This window comes from Actinoplanes ianthinogenes, from assembly GCF_018324205.1.
GTDB lineage: Bacteria > Actinomycetota > Actinomycetes > Mycobacteriales > Micromonosporaceae > Actinoplanes > Actinoplanes ianthinogenes.
On the sequence record NZ_AP023356.1, the window covers coordinates 7,912,821 to 7,933,268 of the forward strand.

Below are 20,448 nucleotides of genomic sequence, written 5' to 3' on the forward strand. Positions count from 1 at the left end.
CACTACGCGGCGGAATCGGGGCCGCCCGCCAGGACCTCTCAGGCCGCCTCCGGCCGGTGCTGCTTCACACCCAGCAGGGCGAACAGCAGCGGCAGCCGGGGCTGGTCGTCGGGCAGCCGCCAGAAACCGTCGCCGGTGTCGGCCATGTGCGGCCACCGGGGCCAGGGGATCCGATCGCTCTCGGACAGTTTGCGTACGACGATCCCGGCACCCACCAGCGCCGACACGATCTCGCCGAGCCCGTGCTCCCACTCGTAACTTCTCGTCGCCCCGGTCAGCGGCGGCCCGTCCGTGTAGGTGTACGTGGCGTCCAGCTCGATCGGGCCCCGTCCCTCCAGATAATCCTTGCGCAGCACCAGCTCCCGGTCGTCCGGCCCGCGCGGCACCAGGCCCAGCGAGCGCAGCACCGGGTGGAACTCCACGATGTAGACCAGCCCGCCCGGGCGGAGCAGCGCGGACACCGTGTCGGCCCAGCGGTCCAGGTCCGGGAGGTAGCAGAGGGCGCCCTTCCCGGTGTAGACCACGTCGAAGGTGCGGCCGCCGAGCGCCTGCTCCGCGTCGTAGACGTTGGCGTGCACGTACTCGATCTGATCCGGCTTGAAGCGGCCGGCGACCAGCCGGCGGGCCTCGCGGACGGCCACCTCGGACAGGTCCAGCCCGACCACCGAGCGGGCGCCGCGCCGGGCGAACGCGGCCGTCTCGGTGCCCAGGTGACATTGCAGGTGCAGGACGTCGCGCCCGGTCAGGTCGCCCAGGTCGGCCCATTCGTAGTCGGCGAACCAGCTCTCCGGCGCGCGGTTCACCACGTCGTAGAAGCGGCTGCTCAGGTGGATCGGGGTGCGTTCGTCCCAGTTCGCGGCGATGGCCGCCATCCGCTGCTCGGTCGCCTCGTCGAAGGTCATCCGGCCTCCCTGGTCTCATCCGGGTTAGGGCTGCGTCGATCCGTCGAAAAATGTCGGGGGGTCGGTCTAGCGTCCGGGGTGACAGCGTTCGACGGCAACTTCAACGGCAAAGGAGCCTGTGATGGCGTCACGCCTCAACCCGTATCTGTCCTTCGACGGCAACTGCCGCGAGGCCATGGAGGCGTACCAGAGGATCTTCGGCGGCGAGCTGCGGATCAACACCTTCGGTGAGTTCGGCGCCCCCGACGAGTCGATCAAGGACAAGGTCATGCACGCGATGCTGGAGACGCCGCAGGGCTACACCCTGATGGCGTCCGACACTCCGCCCGGCATGCCCTTCACCCCCGGCACCACCAGCACGGTCAGCATCTCCGGCGACGCCGAGGACAATCTCCGCGAGTTCTGGGACAAGCTGGCCGACGGCGCCACGGTGAGCGTCCCCTTCGAGAAACAGATGTGGGGCGACGAGTTCGGCCAGCTGACGGACCGCTTCGGTGTTCCGTGGATGGTCAACGTGGTCGCCGGTTGACCCCTCGGCAGCCGCCTCCGGGCGGCTGCCACCCCCTGCTGCGGCCTGTCCCGGCCGTTGCGCGACCCGGTCCATGCGGGCGCGCGGCCGGTTGCTGTCCGCCCTCCGCCTCCGACCACGATCCGCCTCTTCCGGTACGCCCACAGCACCGCGCCCACCGCCGGCCTGATGCCGCCCGGCTCACGGTGCTCCGCTCCGGCGGCGTGCTCACCCCCGCCCCGGATGCCGCCCGGGTCGCGGCGTTGTTGTGCTCAACGTCAACCCGGTGCCGCCCGGCTGGTCCTGGTGGCCCTGTCCCGGCGCGTGATAGGGCCGTGAGTGCCAGCTGCGCGGTGTCGGGCTGGTTCTGGTGGCCCTGTCCTGGCGCGTGATGGGGCCGTGAGTGCCAGCCGGGCAGTGTCGGGCTGGTTCTGGTGGCCCTGTCCCGGCGCGTGATAGGGCCGTGAGTGCCAGCTGCGCGGTGTCGGGCTGGTTCTGGTGGCCCTCTTCCGGCGCGTGGTAGGGCCGTGAGCGCCAGCTGCGCGGTGTCGGGCTGGTTCTTCTGGTGGCCCTGTCCCGGCGCGTGGTAGGGCCGTGAGCGCCAGCTGCGCGGTGTCGGGCTGGTTCTTCTGGTGGCCCTGTCCCGGCGCGTGATGGGGCCGTGGGTGCCAGCTGGGCAGTGTCGGGCTGGTTCTGGTGGCCCTGTCCCGGCGCGTGATGGGGCCGTGAGTGCCAGCCGGGCAGTGTCGGGCTGGTTCTGGTGGCCCTGTCCCGGCGCGTGATGGGGCCGTGAGTGCCAGCCGGGCAGTGTCGGGCTGGTTCTGGTGGCCCTGTCCCGGCGCGTGGTAGGGCCGTGAGTGCCAGCCGGGCAGTGTCGGGCTGGTTCTGGTGGCCCTGTCCCGGCGCGTGGTAGGGCCGTGAGTGCCAGCCGCGCAGTCTCGAGCTGGTCCTGGTGGCCCTGTCCCGGCACGTGATAGGGCCGTGAGCGCCAGCCGCGCAGTCTCGAGCTGGTCCTGGTGGCCCTGTCCCGGCACGTGATAGGGCCGTGAGCGCCAGCCCGGCAGTCTCGGGCTGGTCCTGGTGGCCCTATCCAGGCACGTGATAGGGCCACCAGGACCAGCCCTGCAATCTCGGGTCGTGCCGCTTCGTTGCGGTGGCGCGCCCGCCGTCGGCCTGGTGCCGTCCGGGTCCGGCGCTCCGTTCCGGTGCCCTGCTCACCGTCAACCGGGGCCGCGAAGGTGCGGCACCCGGCTGGGTGACAGCGACTGCTACTCGGGGCCGTCGTAGTAGTCGTAGGGCTCCTCGGGCGGCGGGAACAAGTCGTCGTCGGGCTGATCGTCGTCGAGGTGGCCGTTATACGGATCGCCGATGAAGGCCCTGGCCGGGACGGCGGCGGAGGCAGCGCCGGTGGTCACGGAGGCAGGGCCGGTGGTCACGGAGGCAGGGCCGGTGGTCGCGGAGGCAGGGCCGGTGGTCGCCGCGGCAGGGTCGGTGGCCGCAGGGTCGGTGGCCGCGGTCGGGTCTTCGCCGCGGACCACGGCCAGGACGTCGGTGCCGAACTTGGTCAGTTTGCTCTGGCCCACGCCGCTGACGGTGCCCAGCTGGTCCATCGACGTGGGGGACAGGGCGGCGATGGCGCGCAGCGTCTTGTCGTGGAAGATCACGTAGGGCGGGACGCTCTGATCCTTCGCGGTCGCGGCGCGCCAGGCCCGGAGGCGTTCGAAGAGTGGCTCCGCCTCGGCGGGGAAGTCGGCCGGGGCCACGGCGGGCGTGCGCGACGAGGACGAGGACGACGAGGCCGTGCGGGAGCGGAGGCGCTGGTTCGGGATCTCGCGGCGCATCATCACGGTCGCCTCGCCGCGGAGGATGGCGGTGCTGCGGTCGGTGAGGACCAGGGTGCTGTACTCACCCTCGACGGCCAGGTAACCCCCGGCCAGCAGCTGCCGGACCACCCCGCGCCACTCGGTGTCGCGCAGCTCGGTGCCGATGCCGAAGACCGACAGCTGGTCGTGGCGGAACTGGGACACCTTGTCGGTGCGCTTGCCCAGCAGGATGTCGATGGCCTGCCCGGCGCCGAACTTCTGGTTCCGCTCCTTCTTCAGCCGGAAGACCGTGGACAGCAGTTTCTGCGCGGCGACCGTGCCGTCCCAGGACTCGGGCGGGGCCAGGCAGGTGTCACAGTTCCCGCAGGACGCGGCCGCGGCCTCCTGATCGAAATACGCCAGCAACTGAGCGCGGCGGCAGGAGACCGTCTCGCACAGCGCGAGCATCGCCTCCAGGTGCCGGGCCGCGTTGCGGCGGAACGCGAGGTCGCCCTCCGAGCTGTCGATCATCTTGCGCTGCTGGACCACGTCCTGGAGCCCATAGGCCAGCCAGGCCGTCGACGGCAGCCCGTCCCGGCCGGCCCGGCCGGTCTCCTGGTAATAACCCTCCACCGACTTGGGCAGGTCCAGGTGGGCGACGAACCGCACGTCCGGCTTGTCGATGCCCATCCCGAACGCGATCGTCGCGACCATCACCAGGCCCTCCTCGCGGAGGAACCGGGCCTGGTTGCGCGCCCGGGTCCGCGGGTCCAGGCCGGCGTGATAGGGCAGCGCGGGAATCTCGTTCTGCGTGAGGAACTCGGCGTGTTTCTCCACCGAGGCACGGGACAGGCAGTAGACGATGCCGGCGTCGCCCCGGTGCTCGGTCCGCAGCAGCTCCAGGAGCTGCCGTTTCGGCTCGTTTTTCGACACGATCCGATACTGGATGTTGGGGCGGTCGAAGCTGGCGGTGAAGTGCCGCGCGCCGGTGAGCTGGAGCCGGGCGGCGATCTCGTCGCGGGTGGCGGTGGTCGCGGTGGCGGTCAGCGCGATCCGCGGCACGTCCGGCCAGCGCTCGTGCAACATCGACAGGGCCAGATAGTCCGGCCGGAAGTCGTGGCCCCACTGCGCCACGCAGTGCGCCTCGTCGATCGCGAACAGCGAGATCGTGCCCCGGTCGAGCAGTCGCTGCACGCTTGCCGTGCCGAGGCCCTCGGGCGCCACATAGAGCAGGTCGAGCTCGCCGCCGACGAACTCGGCCTCGACCAGGCGGCGCTCCTCGAAGTCCTGCGTCGAATTCAAGAAGTTCGCCCGGACGCCCAGGGTGCGCAGGGCGTCGACCTGGTCCTGCATCAGAGCGATCAGTGGGGAGATCACCACGCCGGTGCCGGGCCGGACCAGCGCGGGAATCTGATAGCACAGCGACTTGCCGCCGCCGGTCGGCATCAGCACCAGGGCGTCACCACCGCCGATCACGTGCTCGACGATCTCGTGCTGCTGGCCGCGGAACTCCGGATAGCCGAACACGCGGTTGAGCGCGTCGACGGCGTCGGTCACAGGGATCGGGGGAGCGGAAGTCACCCAGCGATAGTAGAGAGGGGGACCGACATCCCGCCCAGCCCTGTGGATGACTCTAAGGGGTGACCGGCAGCCCGACCAGGTCGAGGATCTGCCGCGCGGGGCTGCCCGGGGACGCGATGAGCGTCAGTGCCGCCTCCTGGTCCCGGTGGTGCTCGGCGATCTGGAACAGTGCGGCCACCCCGGCGCTGGCCAGGTGGGTCACCCCGGTCAGGTCCACGGTCATCGGCACCGTCCCGCCCCGGCTGCGCCGCAGCAGATCCTGCCGCACCTGCGCCGCCGAGGCGGCGTCCATCGGCCCGTCCACCCGCACCCGGGTCTCGTCGTCGCCGGGCAACTCGGAGACGGCCATCTCGGCGGACGGCTCCGGACCACGAGGGGCGTCGTCGAAGCCGGCCAGCAGCCGGGCCGGCCGGTTCAGCGGATGCCGCACGGTCGCCACCGTCCCGTGCGCCCCCGGCTCCACGTGCAGGCTGCGCACCAGCTGCGCGGTCAGCGCCAGGCCACGGCCGCGGACCGGCTGCCGCTCCGGCGTACGCCACCCGCCGTGATCGGTGACGGTCGCCTCGACCACGCCCGCGGCGGTCAGCTTCGCCCGTACCGAAACCGGGTCCTCGCCGGAGGCGTGCTCGATCGCGTTGGTCGCCAACTCCCCGAGCGCGTGCTGGAGCACGAACACGTCGGGCTCGGCCGCGCCCAGCGCGGCCAGCCAGCGGCCCAGCTCGAGCCGGGCGCCGCGCAACGCCGCCGGGTCGGCCGGCAGATCGAGGACCAGTTCCGGTACGACCTCGACCCGCTGCGCGGCCAGCAGGGTGATGTCGTCGGCATGCCCGCCGGTCCGCACCAGCAGCTCGATGGTCTGCGCGCAGACCCGTTCCACCGCGGTCGCCCCCGGCTCGTGCAACGCCCGCCCGACCGCGGCGTCGCCGGCCACCTTGGCCAGCTCGGTCGCGGAGGAGTCGCCGGCCAGCGGCCGCTCCAGGATCCCGTCGCTGTAGAGCAGCAGCAGGTCACCCGGCGCCAGCCGGTCCTGCCGCACCGGGAACACCCCGCCGGTCCCGAGCGGTGACCCGCCGGTCGAGGGCAGGAACCGGGCCGTCCCGGTCGAAGAGATCACCAGCGGCGCCGGATGCCCGGCCGTGCAGTACGCCAACTCCCCGCTCACCGGATCGAGCAGCGCCAGGCAGACCGTGGCCGCGTGGGCCGCCCGGATCCGTCCGGCGAACCGGTCGGCGGCCGCCAGCGCCTCGCCGATCGGCGCGCCGGAGTCGAGCCGTTCCTGGAGCACCGCGCGCAGCTGCCCCATCGCCCCGGACGCGGTGATCCCGTGCCCGACCACGTCGCCGACGACCAGGGCGACCCACCCGTCGGCCCGGGGCACCGCGTCGAACCAGTCCCCACCGGCCGCGGTGTCCGCGTCGGCGAGCAGGTAGCTCGCCGACATCTGGAGCCCGGGCAGCACCGGCAGCCCGGCCGGGAGCAGCTCCCGCTGCAACTCGGTGATCACGTCCCGGCTCTGCTCGTAGCGCCGGCGCAGCTGGGCCGCCTCGGTCTCGGCGACCTGCCGGGTACGCGCCAGCTCGGTCACGTCGAACGCCGCCCCGATCACCCCGCGCACCGACCCGTCCGGGTCCCGCCACGGCACGATGGTGAACGTCGCGAACATCTCGTGCACCGAGCCGTCCGGCTGGTCCAGATGTGCCCGCCACTGCCTGCCCGCGATCGGCTCGCCGGTCCGGTACACCTCGTGGTACGCGTCCACGAACTGCTGCCCGATCAGGTCGGACAGCACCTCCTCGATCGGGCGGCCGAGCGCGTCCCGGCCGGGGATCACGGCGCGGGTGGCCGCGTTCCAGCCGGCCAGGCGCAGCTCGTCCCCCTCGAAGACGGCGACGATGAACGGCAGCTGATCGACTGCGGTCAGCATGGCGTCGAGGTCGCCCGCCTCCGGGATGTTCACGTCCGTCACCATGCCATCGTGCCGGAAACGCCGCTACACGGAACCCGAGGTCACTCGGCCAGGGGCAGTTCGATGGTGTGCGAGGTGTGTGAGGCCTTGGTCCGCAGGTATCGGACATTGGCCGCGGACACGTGCACGCCGGTCGGCACCCGCTGGGTCACCTCGACGCCCAGCTTGTCCAGCTGTCGCGCCTTGTCCGGGTTGTTGCTGAGCAGCCGGATCCGGTCGACACCCAGCGCGAGCAGCATCTGCGCGGCGGCGGTGTAGTCCCGCTCGTCCTCGCCGTGCCCGAGCGCCAGGTTCGCCTCGTAGGTGTCCAGCCCGTCGTCCTGCAACGCGTACGCGTCCAGCTTCGCGTACAGCCCGATCCCGCGGCCCTCCTGACGCAGGTAGAGCAGGAACCCGCCCTGCTCGGTGATCCGCTCGGCGGCCTCGCGCAGCTGCGGCCCGCAGTCGCAGCGCTGGCTGCCGAACACGTCGCCGGTCAGGCACTCGCTGTGCGGGCGGACCAGCGGCGCCCGCCCACCGGCGGCCGACTTGGTCAGCGCCCGGCGCCAGTCACCGAGGCCGAGCAGCAGGTGCTCCCGCCCGTCCGCGAGCGAGTCGAAGGTCATCACCTGCGCGGTGGTGCCGTACCCGTCGGAAAACCGTAGCGGAACGGTCACCTGCCGCCGGACGGTGGCCTTGATCATCGGTCCTCCCCATTGATTGATGCCGCTGGCAGAAGCTGTGCCCGAAGATCGGTCGCCGCACACCGCGGATTATCGTGGACGCCACGATGGCTGAGCGTCCTTACACCTTGTTGAGTTGTGGGATGTCGATCGACGGATACCTCGACGACACCACCGAGGAGCGGCTGCTCCTGTCGAACGACGCTGACTTCGACCGGGTCGACGAGGTGCGCGCGGGCTGCGACGCCATCCTGGTCGGTGCCGCCACGATCCGCCAGGACAATCCGCGCCTGCTGGTCCGCTCGGCCGCGCGCCGCGCGGACCGGCTCGCCCGCGGCCTCCCGGAGAACCCGGTCAAGGTGACCGTGACCAGCCGCGCCGACCTCGACCCGGCGGCGTCGTTCTTCACCACCGGCGCGTCGGAGAAACTGGTGTACTGCGCCACACCGGCGCTGGCCCGGGCCCGCGAGCGGCTCGGCGCGGTGGCCACCGTGGTGGACGGCGGCGACCCGGTCGACGTGCACCTGGTCAGCGCCGACCTGGCCGCGCGCGGGGTGCGCCGGCTGATGGTCGAGGGCGGCGGCATGATGCACACCCAGTTCCTCACCCGTGACCTGGCGGACGAGTTGCACGTGGTGGTGGCGCCGTTCTTCGTCGGTGACTCGCGGGCGCCGCGCTTCGTGCACGACGGCGCCTTCCCGGCCGGGCCGAAAAACCGTGCGACGCTCGCCGAGGTCCGCCAGATCGGCGACTGCGTGCTGCTCCGCTACGGGCTCTCGGACCGTTTTCAGGGCTGAGGTCAAACCGCGACCCGCTCCCGTGCCGAGGACCGGTGGACCCGGGCGGGCTTCGCGAGCGCGGGAGTGCGTACCGGAAGAACGACCCGGACCCGCAGCGGCGCCGAGGGCGCGGCAATCGGCGGGATCACGGGCGGCGTCGCGGAGGGGACCGCGGACCGGCGCAGCTTCCGCGCGGCCCGGACCGCGACCACGATCGCGCCCGGCGCCGCCGCCACGAAGGCGCAGATCCCGTAGGCGACCGCGATCGTCACACCCTGCTCGGCGCTCAGCCCGGCCGCGCCGAACGCCCAGGCCAGCACGCCCTCGCGGGGTCCCCAGCCGCCGACGTTCAGCGGGATGCCCATGGCCAGCAGCGCGAGCAGCAGCATCGGGGCGAGTTTCAGCAGCGACGCCCCGTTGCCGGCCACCCGGGCCGCGACCAGGAACGTCGCCAGGTGCCCGGCCAGCACCATGGCGGAGGCGAACAGCACGCCCGGCCAGTTGCGGCGGGCCAGCAGCCCGGAGCGGATCTCCGCGGCGCCGGTCCGCACGCCACCGGAGAGCCGGGAGCCGCCGCGCCGCGCCCGCTTCACCACCAGGAGCAGGACCAGCGCGAGGACCGTGACGCCCGCGGCGGTCAGCGCGACCACCGGTCCGTGCTCCCCGATCAGGGTCAACACCGGCGACGGTACGGTGAACAGCACCGCCCCGCCCACGACCAGCAGCACGATCTGCCCCGCGGTGCGTTCCAGGACCACCGCGCGCACCCCGCGCCCGACGTCGCCCTCCTCACGCCCGTGCGAGACGGCCCGGCCGACGTCGCCGAGCACGCCGCCGGGCAGCGCCGCGTTCAGGAACAGCGCCTGGTAGTAGTCGGCGGTCGCGTCCTTCAGCGAGAGGCGCATGCCCAGGCCGCGGGCCACCAGGCACCACCGCCAGGCGCTGAGCACCGTGGTCAGCACGCCGATCCCGAAGGCCAGTGCGAGCGTGCCGGTGTCCAGCACCCGCAGCCCGTCCAGGAAGGCGCCGGTGCCCAGTCGCCAGAGCACCAGCGCGATGATCCCGGCGCCGCCGAGCAGGCGGACCCAGGCCCAGAACGATCGGCTCACTTTGTTTCGTCCCCTCGTCGATCCTCAGGGACTAGTACGCCCGACCGCCGCGACTCGGTTCACTCGAAGATCGCTAAAACATCCTGATGCCCGACTGTGACCTCCGCAACGGTCTCTCCCCGGGTGCTCAGGTACTCCTCGGACGGCAGGTCAGGACGCTCCTCGGCGGCCGCGCCCACCCAGCCGCGCAGCCACTCGGTGATCAGTTCCGGACGGTCCGGGCCGAGCCGCCACGGGCTCTCCCGAGTGATCACCCGCGCCCCCGCCTTGGCGAACGCGGCCGCCGCGTACTCCGCGGCGTCCGGCCCGAGCAGCGAGTCGCGGCGCTGGTGCGCGTTGAACGCGTCCCGCACCCCGGCATCCCGCGGATCCTCCGGCGTGAACCGCACGTCGCCGGTGACCGAGAGGGTGAACAGCGCGTTCGTCCGGGCCTGGGCGCACACCTCGACGAGCCGGTCGATCTGCGCGGCGGTCAGCAGGTCCAGCAGCGCCGAGCAGGTGACCAGGTCGGCGCCGGTCAGGTCGTCCCGGGTCAGCGCGGTCACGTCCCGCTCGTCGATCGCCACGTTGACGCCCTCCGGCATCCGGTCGGCGGCGATCTCCAGCAGGTCGTGGTCGCGGTCGGTGAGGATCCAGAACTGCGGGACCGGCAGCCTCGGCGCCAGCCAGCGGCCCAGCGAGCCGGTGCCGCACCCCAGGTCCCGGATCACCTTGACCGGTTGCGGCAGCAGGCCGACCAGGTCGAGGGAGCGGGCGTCGGCGTCGGCGGGCTCGCGCAGGGCCAGCCAGTCGGGGCTGAATTCTCCGGTCATCTGGTTCCTTTCTCGATGTCGTGCAGGATGGCGGTCAGGCGGCGGGCGGTCTCGTCCCAGCCGGTCAGGGTCTCGCGGCGGGCTCGCGCCCGCGCGCGCCAGCGATCGCGCAGCTCAGGATCGGTGAGCCAGGTCCGCAGGACGGCCGCGAGGCGGTCCGGGTCTTCCGGAGGCAGAAGAGTTCCCGGTACGCCGGCAGGCGTGCTGCCGAGCGCTTCCGGGACGCCGCCCACCTCGGTCGCCACCACCGGGAGCCCGCGGGCGAGCGCCTCGGTGATCACCATGCCGTAGGTCTCGCCGCGGGACGGCAGGACGAACAGGTCGGCGTCCGCGTAGGCCGCCGCCAGCTCCGCGCCCGCGAGTGCTCCCGCGAACCGGATGTTCCCGGTCATCGGAGCATCCGGCTTGGTGCCCGCGCCGACGAAGGTGCACTCCCAGGTCAGGTCGGTGAGCTGGGCAAGGGCCTTGATCAGGAGATCCTGGCCCTTGCGGTGGGTCAGCGAGGCCACGCACAGCAGGCGGTGGCCGCCGGGACTCGGCACGGCCGGTTCGGCGCGGTCGACCCCCGGGGCCGCCACGTGAACGCGGGCCAGGTCGTGCATCGCCGCCACGTGTGCGGCGGCCTGATCGCTGGTGGCGACGACCCCCGCCGCCAGGTGCAGGGCCCGGCGTTCCCGCGCGCGCAGCTCGGCGGCCTCGGCGGGGGAGAGGCCGGTCTCGTCGCTGAGCGGCAGGTGCACCAGGATCACCAGGCGCAGCCGGGCGGCGTGCGGCTCCAGCACCTCCGGGACGCCGCAGGCGACCAGCCCGTCGAGCAGGACCGTCGCGCCGTCCGGGAACTCCGCGAGGACGCGGGACAGGCGGTCGCGGTCGGCGGCGGCGGGCCGCGGCCAGGCGCCGACCACCTCCCGCGCGGCGGCCGGCATGCGGTTGAGGACCTCGCGGTCGTAGCGGTTGCCGCCGCTCGGTGCTGCCGGATCGTCGACGCCGCCCGGCAGCACCGCGTGGAGCGGGAAGCTCACCGCAGGGTTCGCTCGTAGCTGGCCCAGGCGATGTGCGACTCGTGCAGGGTGACCTGGATGCCGGTCAGGCCGCTCGCGCCCGGGCCGAGCTCGCCGGCGGTGACCCGGACGGCGAGGCGGTCGGCGATCACCTTGGCCAGGAACTCGGTGGAGGTGTTGACGCCGGAGAACTCCGGGTCGTCGTCCAGGTTGCGGTAGCTCAGGCTGCCGCAGATGGTCTTCAGCTGCTCGCTCGCCAGACCGATGTCGACGACGATGTTGTCCTCGTCCAGCTCCGGGCGGCGGAACGTGGCGTCGACCAGGAAGGTGGCGCCGTGCAGCCGCTGCGCGGGTCCGAAGACCTCGCCGGAGAAGCTGTGCGCGATCATGATGTGGTCGCGGACGGTGACGCTGAACAAGGGCTCTCTCCTCGGCTCGCGGATCTCTACTGCTCTAACGGGTACCCGCCCGTGGAAGATCAATTCACGCCGGGGTAGTCGATGACGTGGCACAGGGCCGGCCGGCTGCCGTCGGCCAGCTGGGGCATCACCTCGGGCAGGTCCTCGAAGTCGGACCGGCCGGTGATCAGGGCGTCGAAGCGGTCGTCGCGCAGCAGGTCCAGGGCGAGGGTCAGGCGCTCGGCGTAGGAGCGGCCGCGCGCCGGGGCGATGCCGCCCACCTGGCTGCTGCGGATGGTGAGGCGGCGGGAGTGGAAATGCTCGCCCAGCTGGAGCGGGACCGTGCGATCGCCGTACCAGCTGAGCTCGACCACGGTCCCCTCGGTGCGGAGCAGCTCCAGTGCGTTGGCGAGGCCGGCCGGGTTGGCGCTGGCATGAATCACGATATCCCGCTCTTTTTCCGCTTCGTCCGGTCGGGCGAAACGCACCCCCAGGGCCTCGGCGACCGCGGCGCGGGCCGGGTCGGCGTCCACCAGTTGCACGTCGGCGCCCGGGTAGCCGGCCAGGATGGCGGCCACCGACGACCCGACCATGCCGCCACCGACGACCGTGATCCGATCACCCAGCTGGGGCCGGGCATCCCAGACGGCGTTCACCGCGGTTTCCACCGTCCCGGTGAGGACGGCCCGCGCCGCCGGGACACCGTCCGGCACCACGGTGACCTTGTCCGCCGGGACGACATATGCGGTTTGGTGCGGGAAAAGGCTGAAAACCGTGCGCCCGGCGAGGTGGTCCGGACCGGACTCGACCACCCCGACGTTCAGGTATCCGTACTTCACCGGCGCCGGGAAATCCCCTGCTTGGAACGGCGCCCGCATGCCGGCCCACTGGCTCTGCGGCACCCGTCCCTGGAAGACCAGCGTCTCGGTGCCGCGGCTCACCCCGGAGTGCAGGGTGCGCACCCGCACCTCCCCGGGGAGGGGATCCGGCACCGATTCGGTGCGTATCTCTCCCGATCCGGGGGAAGCCAACCAAAAGGCCCTCGCGTCGAACACGAACCAACTCCTCTGAACCGAAAGTCCTCGACAAGCGTGTGAGTGGAGGACAGCGGTTACGACCCTATGTCCAGGAGGCACGGTGACCATCAGTACCGCCACCACGACGACCCCGTCCCGGGCGCCCTTCGCCGGGTTCGCCGCGCAGCTCGTGCTGCTCGCCGTGCTGGCCGGGACCGCGGGACTCACCCTGGGCGGCGGGATCGCCGGGATCGCGTACGGCGTGGTCCTCTGCGGCGTGCTCGGCGCCGCCCTCCAGCGCACCGGGATGACGTTCCTGGGCTGGGCGAACCTGGTCACCTTCAGCCGGGCCATCCTGGCCGGCGGCGTCACCGCGATGGTCGCCAGCTCGGTGCTGGGCCACCCGGTGCCGGTCTGGCTGCTGGTCACGCTCGCCACCGTGGCGCTGGCCATGGACGGCGTCGACGGGCAGGTGGCCCGCCGCACCGGCACCTCCTCCGAGTTCGGCGCCCGCTTCGACATGGAGGTCGACGCGTTCCTGATCCTGGTGCTCAGCGTCTACGCGGCCGCGCACTACGGCTGGTGGGCGCTGGCGATCGGCGCGTTCCGCTACGCCTTCGTCGCCGCCTCGTGGGCGCTGCCCTGGCTCAACGCCGCCCTGCCGCCCCGCTTCTCCCGCAAGGTGGTCGCCGCCCAGCAGGGCGTCCTGCTCGCGCTGGTCGCCTCCGGCCTGCTGCCGTACTGGGCCTCGGTCGCCGTCCTGGCCGTCGCGCTGGCCTCGCTCACCTGGTCCTTCGTCCGGGACATCAACTGGCTGCACCGGACCGCGGTGCGCCGGCGGTCCTTCGTCACCGGACGCGTGTGACCATCCCGGGGCGCGGGACCGGCACCACCGACGGATGCAGGATGCCGGCGATCGCCTCGACGCCGTCGACCAGGCGCGGCCCCGGCCGGACCACCAGGCCGTCCCCGTCGATCGCCCACACCTGAGCATCCGGGAAGTGCGGCAGCACCGCCTCCGCCTGCCGCACCGCACCGTCCAGGTGGTAACCGCACGGTGTGACCAGCACGATCTCCGGCCGGGGGGCGGCCAGCTCGGCCCAGGAGACCTGCACCGACCGCTTGCCGGGCCGCGCCGCCACCGCCTCGCCACCGGCCGCCGTGACCAGGTCCGGCACCCAGTGCCCGCCGGTGAACGGCGGATCCACCCACTCCACGATCGCCACTCGCGGCCGCGGGCGGCCGGCGACCGCCGCCGCCACCGCGGCCAGCCTCGACTCCAGGCCCGCGACCAGCTCACGGCCCTTTTCCGGTACGCCGGTGGCCACGCTCACCTCGATGAACGTGGCCAGCACGTCAGCCAGGCAGTACGGATCCAGGCTGAGCACCTCGGCCTGGCAGCCGAGATGGGCGAGCGCGTCCCCGACGTGCCCGGACGGCAGCGCGCACACCCGGCACAGGTCCTGGGTCAGGATGAGATCCGGCGCCAGATCGGCCAGCGCGTCCGCGTGCAGTGTGTAAAGGTCGCGGCCGGCCGCCATCTGCGTGTGCACGTAGGCGTCGATCTCGGCCGGCGTCATCCCGGTGGTGTCCCGCCCACCGACCACCACGGTCTTCGAGGACCGCGCGGACGGTGGCTCGTCACACTCGAACGTCACGCCGACCAGGTCGTCGCCGAGCCCCAGGGCGTACACGATCTCGGTGGCGGAGGGCAGCAGGGACACCAGTCGCATCCCCTGACACTAGGCCGAAAGGTGGATGTGGAGGGCGCGGAAACCCTACCCGGGTCCGATGTGCGGAAAGCGTGCCCTGGCGATGCTGAACCACATCGCTTGGAGGGGGAACCGAGATGACGACAGCCCCGTTGGCCCACGCCGACACCCTGGTCCTCGACTACCTGGCCGCGCTCTGGGCGGCGAGTGACGACCTGCCGCCCACCCGCCGCGACGAGCTGATGAAGACGGTGACCGACTACCTCGCCATGCGGCACGAGCCGGGCACCGATCCGACGCCGGTGCTGACCCGGCTCGGACCGCCCGACGAGCTGGCCGAGGTGACCCGCCGTGGCTATCTGCCGCTGCACCTGCGCCTGCCCACACCGATCTCCGCGCCGCCGGCCGTGGCGCCCGTGCCGGCCCGGGTGCCGGTGGTCGGCGGCCCCGAGTCGACGGTGATCGCGCTGCTGATCGGCGGCACGTTCCTGATGCCCGGGTTGGCGCCCGGCGCCGGCCTGCTGATCGCCACCGGATCGCCCCGGTGGTCGGTGGGGCAGAAAGCGGCCGGGTGGGTGCTCGCCGCCGGGTCGTGCGGGGTCGCCATGCTGGTGGTCCTGGTCCTGGCCGGGTGGGGCGCCGGGGCCGGGGTGGCGCTGCTGCTGGGTTACCTCGCGGCCTGCGCCGGATCGGTGGCGGCCGGCCTCACCCTGCTGACCGGCATGCGCCGCGACTGACTCACCCCGCTTGCCGGCGTGCGCCGGGAGCGGCTCACCGGTCCAGGATCTCGCTGAGGACCTGGCCCCAGACCGCGCGGGGCGGGACCTCGTGACCGACGCCCTCCAGCCACACGAGCCGGGCGCCCGGGATCACCCGGGCCAGCTCGCGCGGGTGCTCGGCGGGAAAGCGCTGGTCGAGCGTCCCGTGCAGGATCAGCGTGGGCGCCTCGATCCCGGCGAGCCGGTCGCGCACCGGTGGGCCGTACCCGGCCTCGCGGTGGTTGAGCCGGGCGGCGCCCAGGTCGGCGGAGCGGTCGAAGACACGCTCGGCGAGGCGGCGCAGCTGTGGCTCGTCCGGGGTGAACGGGCCGCCGCGGGACTTGACCTCGGCGATCAGCTCGGCCACCGCGGCCCGCCGGTCCGACCAGTCGACCTCGTCGGTGGCGGTGCGCAGGCGTACCTCGGTGGCCGCCGGCGTGCGGACCGCGACCGCACCGACGCCGGCCAGCACCGGGACGGCGTCCGGGCCGAGACCGGCGCTGGTGCCGATCAGGGTCAGGGTGAGCACCCGGTGCGGGTGCTCGACCGCGATCCGCTGGGCCAGTGCGCCGCCCAGGGACAGCCCGACCAGGTGGGCGGCGGGCACGCCGAGGGCGTCGAGGACACCGAGCGCGTCGTTCATCAGGTCCACCCCGGAGTACGCCGCCCCGGCGGGGAAGGGGGTGGATCGGCCCGTGTCGCGATGGTCGTACCGGATCACGAAGCGACCGCCGGCGGCCAGCCGGCGGCAGAACTCGTCGTCCCACCAATCCATCGAGCTGGCCTCCCCGGCGAGCAGCAGGAGAGGCGGATCGGTGCGTTCGCCGAAGGTTTCCAGGCACACCTGTATGCCGTTGACCGGCATCATCGTCTCGGTCACCACCAGGCCATTGTGGCGGCGCTCACCGACAGTCAGGTTAAAAGCCGGTCACAACGGATGACGAGATCACCGTGACATGCTCCGGGCCGGGGCCGGTCCGATGTGCTTGACTACCCGTGTGGATCTGCCCGAATTGGACGAATTTGTACCGCATCGCACCGAGGATGACGCCGCCTTCGAGGGCCGGCCGGTGCCGGGGTTGCGTGCCGAGTTCTTCCGCCGTCCCGAGGGCGCCCGGATCGCCAGCGTCGGCCGATACTCGCTGGGCGACCGGGAGGTTCTGCTGGCCTGGGGCTTCGTCGACGAGGAGCACTGCCGGCGGCACGCGGTCCGGGACGCGGCCGGCGGCTGGCACCCGGCAGCCGACGGCTGCCCGCGGGTCGAGCTGATAAGAGACGGCCAGGCCGTGATCGGCCTGGCCGTACGCGCGTCCACCGGGGACTGGGTGAAGACCCTGGCTTAGCGCTCCGCGGGCGCCAGGGCGGTGGCGCGGGCCTGGTTGCGGACGATCCGCAGGGACACGGCGGTCATCGTGATCGCCGCGAGGAAGAGCGCGAGGTGCAGGTACGGGTTGACGATCGGCACGAAACCGATCACCGCGACCGGGATCTGCACCACCGCGATCAGAGCCGCCAGCAGCCACTTGCGGTGGCCGCTCCACAGCATCGCGGTCCACACCGGTGCCGAGACGACCAGCAGGGTGAGGCCGTCGAGCACCGCGTGCAGGTAGGTGTTGTGGACGTTGTTGTGGGCGAACGCCTGGGCCGGTGAGGCGATCCAGAGACCGGCGAGGACGAGGGCGAGAACGACAGCGGCACGACGCATGGGATCCTCCAGCGCTATCAGACCGTTGCTCCGAGTAATCACGGTATAAAAGCGGCAGCGATCGCGTAAACCCTCATCAGGATTCATTCCTCCGGAATGGCACACCACACGTTGTGTTGCTGTCCGTACGAGCGATCTTGCCCGAACGGGCCAGTGTTACGCCGCGTGATCATCACTAGCCTCCTCTCGTGCGCTTGATCGAGATGGCAACGGCCTGTGCGGTGACTCTGAGTGTCGGCACCGCTTCTTACTCTGCGTTGAACCCGTCCAAGCTGGAGGCGCAGGCGCGGCTCGTCGCGGACAAGGCGACGTGCCGCACCGTGAACACGGCGATCGTCGGCTTCATCGCGATGAACGGGACCGACCCGACCTCGATCCGGCAGCTGCGCCCGTACGTGCAGGGCGACATCTCCCGCTACCGCATCGTCAAGGGCATGGCCGCCGGCCCCGGCTGCTGACCGGCCAGATGCTGCCCTTCGGCCGGCTCGCCGTGCTCGGCCTGCAGCATGTCCTCGTCATGTACGCCGGCTGCGTCGCCGTCCCGCTGATCGTCGGCGGCGCGCTCAAGCTCGACGGCACCACCATCGCGATCCTGGTCAACGCCGACCTGTTCGTGGCCGGTGTGGTCACCGTGGTGCAGAGCCTGGGCGTCTGGAAGATCTTCGGCGTCCGCCTGCCGGTCGTGGCCGGCGCCACCTTCACCGCGCTCAACCCGATGATCCTGATCGGCGCGAAATACGGCATGCCCGCCGTCTACGGCGCGATCCTCGCCTCCGGCGTCTTCGGCCTGCTCGTCGCCAAGCCGTTCGCGAAGATCATCCACCTGTTCCCGCCGCTGGTCACCGGTACGGTGATCACCATCATCGGGCTGTCCCTGATCGACGCGGGCGCCGGTCTGATCGCCGGCAACGACGACAGCGCCCCCGGGTACGGCTCGCTCAGCCACCTCGCCCTGGCCGGCGCGATCATCCTGCTGATCATCCTGATCAATCGCTTCACCACCGGTTTCGTCGCCTCGCTCGCGGTGCTGATCGGCCTGGTGTTCGGCGTCGTGGTGGCCTCCCTCATGGGCCTGGTCGACTTCTCGGGCGTCGGCGACGCCGGCTGGTTCGGCCTGGCCCGCCCGTTCTACTTCGGCGCCCCTCAGTTCCAGGCCGCCGCGACCATCTCGATGTGCGTCGTGATGCTGGTGATCTACGTCGAGTCGACGGCCGACATGATCGCGGTCGGCGAGGCGGTCGGGAAGAAGCCGTCCGAGAACGACATCGCCCGCGGTCTGGCCGCCGACGGCCTCTCCGGGATCCTGGCCGGCGTCTTCAACTCGTTCCTGGACACCGCCTTCGCCCAGAACGTCGGCCTGGTCCAGGTCACCCGGGTCCGCAGCCGCTTCGTGGTCACCGCGGCCGGCGTCATCCTGGTCCTGCTCGGCCTGATCCCCAAGCTCGGCGAGGTGATCGCCGCGGTCCCCGGCCCGGTCATCGGCGCCGCCGCCCTGGTCATGTTCGCCACCGTCACCGCGGTGGGCATCCGGAGCCTGCGCCGGGTGAATTTCGACGGCACCCAGAACCTGCTGATCATCGCCGTCTCGCTGGGCGCCGGCATGATCCCGGTGGTCGCTCCGAACTTCTACGGCAAACTCCCCGACCAGCTGCAGATCGTCTTCGGCAGCAGCATCACCACCACCGTCGTGGTCGTCTTCCTGCTGAACCTCCTCTTCAACGGCACCGGTGCACCGTCCACCCCGGAGAGGACCGACCAGCCGGCGACCGAGCCGGTGTGACGCCGGGCCGGGTCAGCGCGTACCGAAAAAGGGAGACGCGGCCCCGGTGGGGGCCGCGCCTCTGTCGTGCCGTGCGGGTCAGACGGTGCGGGCCAGCCGGTCGGCCAGGAGCTTGGCGAAGCGGGCCGGGTCCTCCAGGTCGCCGCCCTCGGCGAGCAGGGCGGTGCCGTACAGGAGCTCGGCGGTCTCCGGCAGGGCCGGGTCCTCGGCGCCTCGCTCGTACGCCGAGCGCAGCCCCGCGACCAGCGGGTGGTTCGGGTTGAGCTCCAGGATCCGCTTCACCCGCGGGCCCTCCTGGCCCATCGCCCGGTACATCTTCTCCAGCGCCGGGGTGATGTCGTCCTGGTCGCTGACCAGGCAGGCGGCCGAGGTGGTCAGCCGGTGCGACAGGCGCACCTCCTTGACCTGCTCGTCCAGCTTCTCCTTGAGGAAGCCGAGCAGCGGGGCGAAGTCGCCCTCCGGCTCCGCCTCCTCCTCGTCCTTCTTCAGGTCGACCGAGCCGCGGGCGATCGAGCGCAGCTTCTTGCCGTCGAAGTCCGGCACCGCGTCGACCCAGATCTCGTCGACCGGGTCGGTGAGGATCAGCACCTCGTAGCCCTGCTCGGCGAACGCCTCCATGTGCGGCGAGTTCACCACCTGGGAACGGGACTCGCCGGTCAGGAAGTAGATCTCCTCCTGGCCCTCCTTCATCCGCTCCACGTACGCGGCGAGCGTGGTCGGCTCGTCCTGGGCGGTGGTGCCGAACGACGCGATCTCCAGGATCGGCTTGTGGTTGTCCGGCTCGCTGAGCAGGCCCTCCTTGACCGCCCGGCCGAACTCCCGCCAGAACGTCGCGTACTTCTCCGGGTTGCTGCTCATCAGGTCCTTGATCGTGGACAGGACCTTCTTGACCAGGCGCCGGCGGATCATCTGGATGTGCCGGTCCTGCTGGAGGATCTCGCGGGAGATGTTCAGCGACAGGTCGGCCGCGTCCACGACGCCCTTGACGAACCGCAGGTAGTCCGGGATCAGCTCTTTGCTGTCGTCCATGATGAAGACGCGCTTGACATAGAGCTGGAGGCCGCGCCGGGCGTCCCGCTGGAACAGGTCGTGCGGGGCGCGCGACGGGATGAAGAGCAGAGCTTCGTACTCGAAGGTGCCCTCCGCCTTCATGTTGATGATCTCGAGCGGGTCCGACCAGTCGTGGCTGATGTGCCGGTAGAACTGGTGGTACTCGTCGTCGGTGACCTCGCTGCGCGGGCGGGCCCAGAGCGCTTTCTGCGAGTTCAGCGTCTCGTCGCCCTTGCGGATCGGGAACGAGATGAAGTCCGAGTACCGCTTGACGATCTCCTTGATCCGCCACTCGTCGGCGTAGTCGTAGAGCGCGTCCTCCTCGTCCTTCGGCCGCAGGTGCAGCGTGACCGTCGTCCCGACCGGCGCGTCCGGCTCGTCGTCGATCGTGTACGTGCCCTCGCCCGCGGACTCCCAGCGCGTGCCGTGCCCCTCGGTGCCGGCCTTGCGGGTCACCAGGGTGACCTTGTCGGCGACCATGAACGTCGAGTAGAACCCGACCCCGAACTGGCCGATCAGCTCGGCGTCGCCCTTCTTCTCGGACGCCTCCTTGATTTTCGCCAGCAGCTCGGCCGTGCCAGACTTGGCGATCGTGCCGATCAGCGCCACGACCTCCTCGCGGGTCATGCCGATCCCGTTGTCCCGGACCGTCAGCGTCCGCGCCTCGGGGTCCGCCTCGATCTCGATGTGCAGGTCGGAGGTGTCCGCCTCCAGGCCGTCCTGAAGCTTGGCCAGGCGCAGCTTGTCCAGCGCGTCGGACGCGTTCGAGATCAGCTCACGCAGGAAGATGTCCTTGTTCGAATAGATCGAGTGGACCATCAGCTGTAGCAGCTGGCGCGCCTCGGCCTGGAACTCCAACGTCTCCATCGTCACCCGTTTCCGTCCTTGTCCGGTGTTTCCCGGCCGA

Annotated in this window: 20 protein-coding genes; 7 read left to right on the forward strand and 13 right to left on the reverse strand. The window is 71.6% G+C overall.

Annotated features, from left to right (window positions below):
• Positions 1 to 38: 38 nt before the first annotated feature.
• On the reverse strand, positions 39 to 902 hold the full coding sequence (locus Aiant_RS35635; RefSeq protein WP_189334023.1) for a class I SAM-dependent methyltransferase: 864 nt from the start codon (positions 900 to 902) through the stop codon (positions 39 to 41).
• Positions 903 to 1,023: 121 nt separating this feature from the next.
• On the opposite strand from Aiant_RS35635, the gene Aiant_RS35640 reads away from it, so the two are divergent.
• Complete coding sequence (locus Aiant_RS35640) at positions 1,024 to 1,431, forward strand: VOC family protein (protein ID WP_189334024.1); 408 nt, start codon at positions 1,024 to 1,026, stop codon at positions 1,429 to 1,431.
• A 1,247-nt stretch (positions 1,432 to 2,678) separates the two neighbouring features.
• Here the strand turns inward: Aiant_RS35640 and recQ are convergent.
• The 3 genes from recQ to Aiant_RS35655 are packed head-to-tail and all read right to left on the reverse strand — an operon-like array spanning position 2,679 to position 7,442.
• On the reverse strand, positions 2,679 to 4,793 hold the full coding sequence (gene recQ, locus Aiant_RS35645) for a DNA helicase RecQ (RefSeq protein WP_189334025.1): 2,115 nt from the start codon (positions 4,791 to 4,793) through the stop codon (positions 2,679 to 2,681).
• Between the two features lie 52 nt (positions 4,794 to 4,845).
• Positions 4,846 to 6,750 carry a SpoIIE family protein phosphatase gene (locus tag Aiant_RS35650; RefSeq protein WP_245006635.1) on the reverse strand — a complete coding sequence of 635 codons (1,905 nt, stop codon included), beginning with the start codon at positions 6,748 to 6,750 and terminating at the stop codon, positions 4,846 to 4,848.
• Positions 6,751 to 6,800: 50 nt separating this feature from the next.
• On the reverse strand, positions 6,801 to 7,442 hold the full coding sequence (locus tag Aiant_RS35655) for a GTP cyclohydrolase II (protein ID WP_189334027.1): 642 nt from the start codon (positions 7,440 to 7,442) through the stop codon (positions 6,801 to 6,803).
• An 86-nt stretch (positions 7,443 to 7,528) separates the two neighbouring features.
• Between Aiant_RS35655 and Aiant_RS35660 the strand changes: the two genes are divergently transcribed.
• A complete protein-coding gene (locus Aiant_RS35660) occupies positions 7,529 to 8,218 on the forward strand; it encodes a RibD family protein (RefSeq protein WP_189334028.1) in 690 nt (229 codons plus the stop codon).
• Positions 8,219 to 8,220: 2 nt separating this feature from the next.
• Here the strand turns inward: Aiant_RS35660 and Aiant_RS35665 are convergent, their stop codons facing one another.
• The 5 genes from Aiant_RS35665 to Aiant_RS35685 are packed head-to-tail and all read right to left on the reverse strand — an operon-like array spanning position 8,221 to position 12,575.
• Positions 8,221 to 9,309 carry a lysylphosphatidylglycerol synthase transmembrane domain-containing protein gene (locus Aiant_RS35665; protein ID WP_189334029.1) on the reverse strand — a complete coding sequence of 363 codons (1,089 nt, stop codon included), beginning with the start codon at positions 9,307 to 9,309 and terminating at the stop codon, positions 8,221 to 8,223.
• Positions 9,310 to 9,368: 59 nt separating this feature from the next.
• Positions 9,369 to 10,121: a class I SAM-dependent methyltransferase gene (locus Aiant_RS35670; protein ID WP_189334030.1), complete on the reverse strand. Its 753-nt coding sequence runs from the start codon at positions 10,119 to 10,121 to the stop codon at positions 9,369 to 9,371.
• Positions 10,118 to 11,143, reverse strand: coding sequence for a glycosyltransferase family 4 protein (locus Aiant_RS35675; protein WP_229830865.1), 1,026 nt, complete (start codon positions 11,141 to 11,143; stop codon positions 10,118 to 10,120). The genes Aiant_RS35670 and Aiant_RS35675 overlap by 4 nt, the downstream gene beginning before the upstream one ends.
• Complete coding sequence (locus tag Aiant_RS35680) at positions 11,140 to 11,541, reverse strand: 6-pyruvoyl trahydropterin synthase family protein (protein ID WP_189334031.1); 402 nt, start codon at positions 11,539 to 11,541, stop codon at positions 11,140 to 11,142. Before Aiant_RS35680 ends, Aiant_RS35675 begins: the two co-directional genes overlap by 4 nt.
• Positions 11,542 to 11,600: 59 nt before the next feature.
• Positions 11,601 to 12,575 carry a zinc-dependent alcohol dehydrogenase gene (locus Aiant_RS35685; RefSeq protein WP_189334032.1) on the reverse strand — a complete coding sequence of 325 codons (975 nt, stop codon included), beginning with the start codon at positions 12,573 to 12,575 and terminating at the stop codon, positions 11,601 to 11,603.
• Between the two features lie 82 nt (positions 12,576 to 12,657).
• Between Aiant_RS35685 and Aiant_RS35690 the strand changes: the two genes are divergently transcribed.
• Complete coding sequence (locus tag Aiant_RS35690; RefSeq protein WP_189334033.1) at positions 12,658 to 13,401, forward strand: CDP-alcohol phosphatidyltransferase family protein; 744 nt, start codon at positions 12,658 to 12,660, stop codon at positions 13,399 to 13,401.
• Here Aiant_RS35690 and Aiant_RS35695 read toward each other — a convergent pair.
• Positions 13,385 to 14,269: an ABC transporter substrate-binding protein gene (locus tag Aiant_RS35695; RefSeq protein WP_189334034.1), complete on the reverse strand. Its 885-nt coding sequence runs from the start codon at positions 14,267 to 14,269 to the stop codon at positions 13,385 to 13,387. The genes Aiant_RS35690 and Aiant_RS35695 overlap by 17 nt on opposite strands.
• 116 nt (positions 14,270 to 14,385) lie before the next feature.
• On the opposite strand from Aiant_RS35695, the gene Aiant_RS35700 reads away from it, so the two are divergent.
• Complete coding sequence (locus Aiant_RS35700) at positions 14,386 to 14,985, forward strand: HAAS signaling domain-containing protein (RefSeq protein ID WP_189334035.1); 600 nt, start codon at positions 14,386 to 14,388, stop codon at positions 14,983 to 14,985.
• A 34-nt stretch (positions 14,986 to 15,019) separates the two neighbouring features.
• Here Aiant_RS35700 and Aiant_RS35705 read toward each other — a convergent pair whose 3' ends face one another.
• Positions 15,020 to 15,889, reverse strand: a complete 870-nt coding sequence (locus Aiant_RS35705; protein ID WP_229830867.1) for an alpha/beta fold hydrolase — start codon at positions 15,887 to 15,889, stop codon at positions 15,020 to 15,022.
• Positions 15,890 to 16,004: 115 nt separating this feature from the next.
• On the opposite strand from Aiant_RS35705, the gene Aiant_RS35710 reads away from it, so the two are divergent.
• Entirely contained in the window at positions 16,005 to 16,349 is a 345-nt protein-coding gene (locus Aiant_RS35710; protein ID WP_189334036.1) for a hypothetical protein, read from the forward strand.
• On the opposite strand, the gene Aiant_RS35715 is transcribed toward Aiant_RS35710, so the two are convergent.
• Positions 16,346 to 16,711 (reverse strand): hypothetical protein, encoded by a 366-nt coding sequence (locus Aiant_RS35715; RefSeq protein ID WP_189334037.1) that lies wholly within the window; start codon positions 16,709 to 16,711, stop codon positions 16,346 to 16,348. The genes Aiant_RS35710 and Aiant_RS35715 overlap by 4 nt on opposite strands.
• A 188-nt stretch (positions 16,712 to 16,899) precedes the next feature.
• Between Aiant_RS35715 and Aiant_RS35720 the strand changes: the two genes are divergently transcribed.
• Positions 16,900 to 17,169 carry a hypothetical protein gene (locus Aiant_RS35720; protein WP_189334038.1) on the forward strand — a complete coding sequence of 90 codons (270 nt, stop codon included), beginning with the start codon at positions 16,900 to 16,902 and terminating at the stop codon, positions 17,167 to 17,169.
• An 8-nt stretch (positions 17,170 to 17,177) separates the two neighbouring features.
• On the forward strand, positions 17,178 to 18,491 hold the full coding sequence (locus Aiant_RS35725) for a nucleobase:cation symporter-2 family protein (RefSeq protein WP_189334039.1): 1,314 nt from the start codon (positions 17,178 to 17,180) through the stop codon (positions 18,489 to 18,491).
• Between the two features lie 78 nt (positions 18,492 to 18,569).
• Here Aiant_RS35725 and htpG read toward each other — a convergent pair whose 3' ends face one another.
• The gene (gene htpG / locus Aiant_RS35730) at positions 18,570 to 20,414 is read right to left on the reverse strand and encodes a molecular chaperone HtpG (RefSeq protein ID WP_212846603.1); all 1,845 of its coding nucleotides are present in this window, start codon (positions 20,412 to 20,414) and stop codon (positions 18,570 to 18,572) included.
• Positions 20,415 to 20,448: the final 34 nt, after the last annotated feature.

Coding starts and splice junctions, on each gene's coding strand:
- Aiant_RS35635 (WP_189334023.1), bottom strand. CDS start 902: ATGACCTTCGACGAGGCGACCGAGCAGCGGATGGCGGCCATCGCCGCG.
- Aiant_RS35640 (WP_189334024.1), top strand. CDS start 1,024: ATGGCGTCACGCCTCAACCCGTATCTGTCCTTCGACGGCAACTGCCGC.
- Aiant_RS35655 (WP_189334027.1), bottom strand. CDS start 7,442: ATGATCAAGGCCACCGTCCGGCGGCAGGTGACCGTTCCGCTACGGTTT.
- Aiant_RS35660 (WP_189334028.1), top strand. CDS start 7,529: ATGGCTGAGCGTCCTTACACCTTGTTGAGTTGTGGGATGTCGATCGAC.
- Aiant_RS35670 (WP_189334030.1), bottom strand. CDS start 10,121: ATGACCGGAGAATTCAGCCCCGACTGGCTGGCCCTGCGCGAGCCCGCC.
- Aiant_RS35695 (WP_189334034.1), bottom strand. CDS start 14,269: ATGCGACTGGTGTCCCTGCTGCCCTCCGCCACCGAGATCGTGTACGCC.
- Aiant_RS35700 (WP_189334035.1), top strand. CDS start 14,386: ATGACGACAGCCCCGTTGGCCCACGCCGACACCCTGGTCCTCGACTAC.
- Aiant_RS35715 (WP_189334037.1), bottom strand. CDS start 16,711: ATGCGTCGTGCCGCTGTCGTTCTCGCCCTCGTCCTCGCCGGTCTCTGG.
- Aiant_RS35725 (WP_189334039.1), top strand. CDS start 17,178: ATGCTGCCCTTCGGCCGGCTCGCCGTGCTCGGCCTGCAGCATGTCCTC.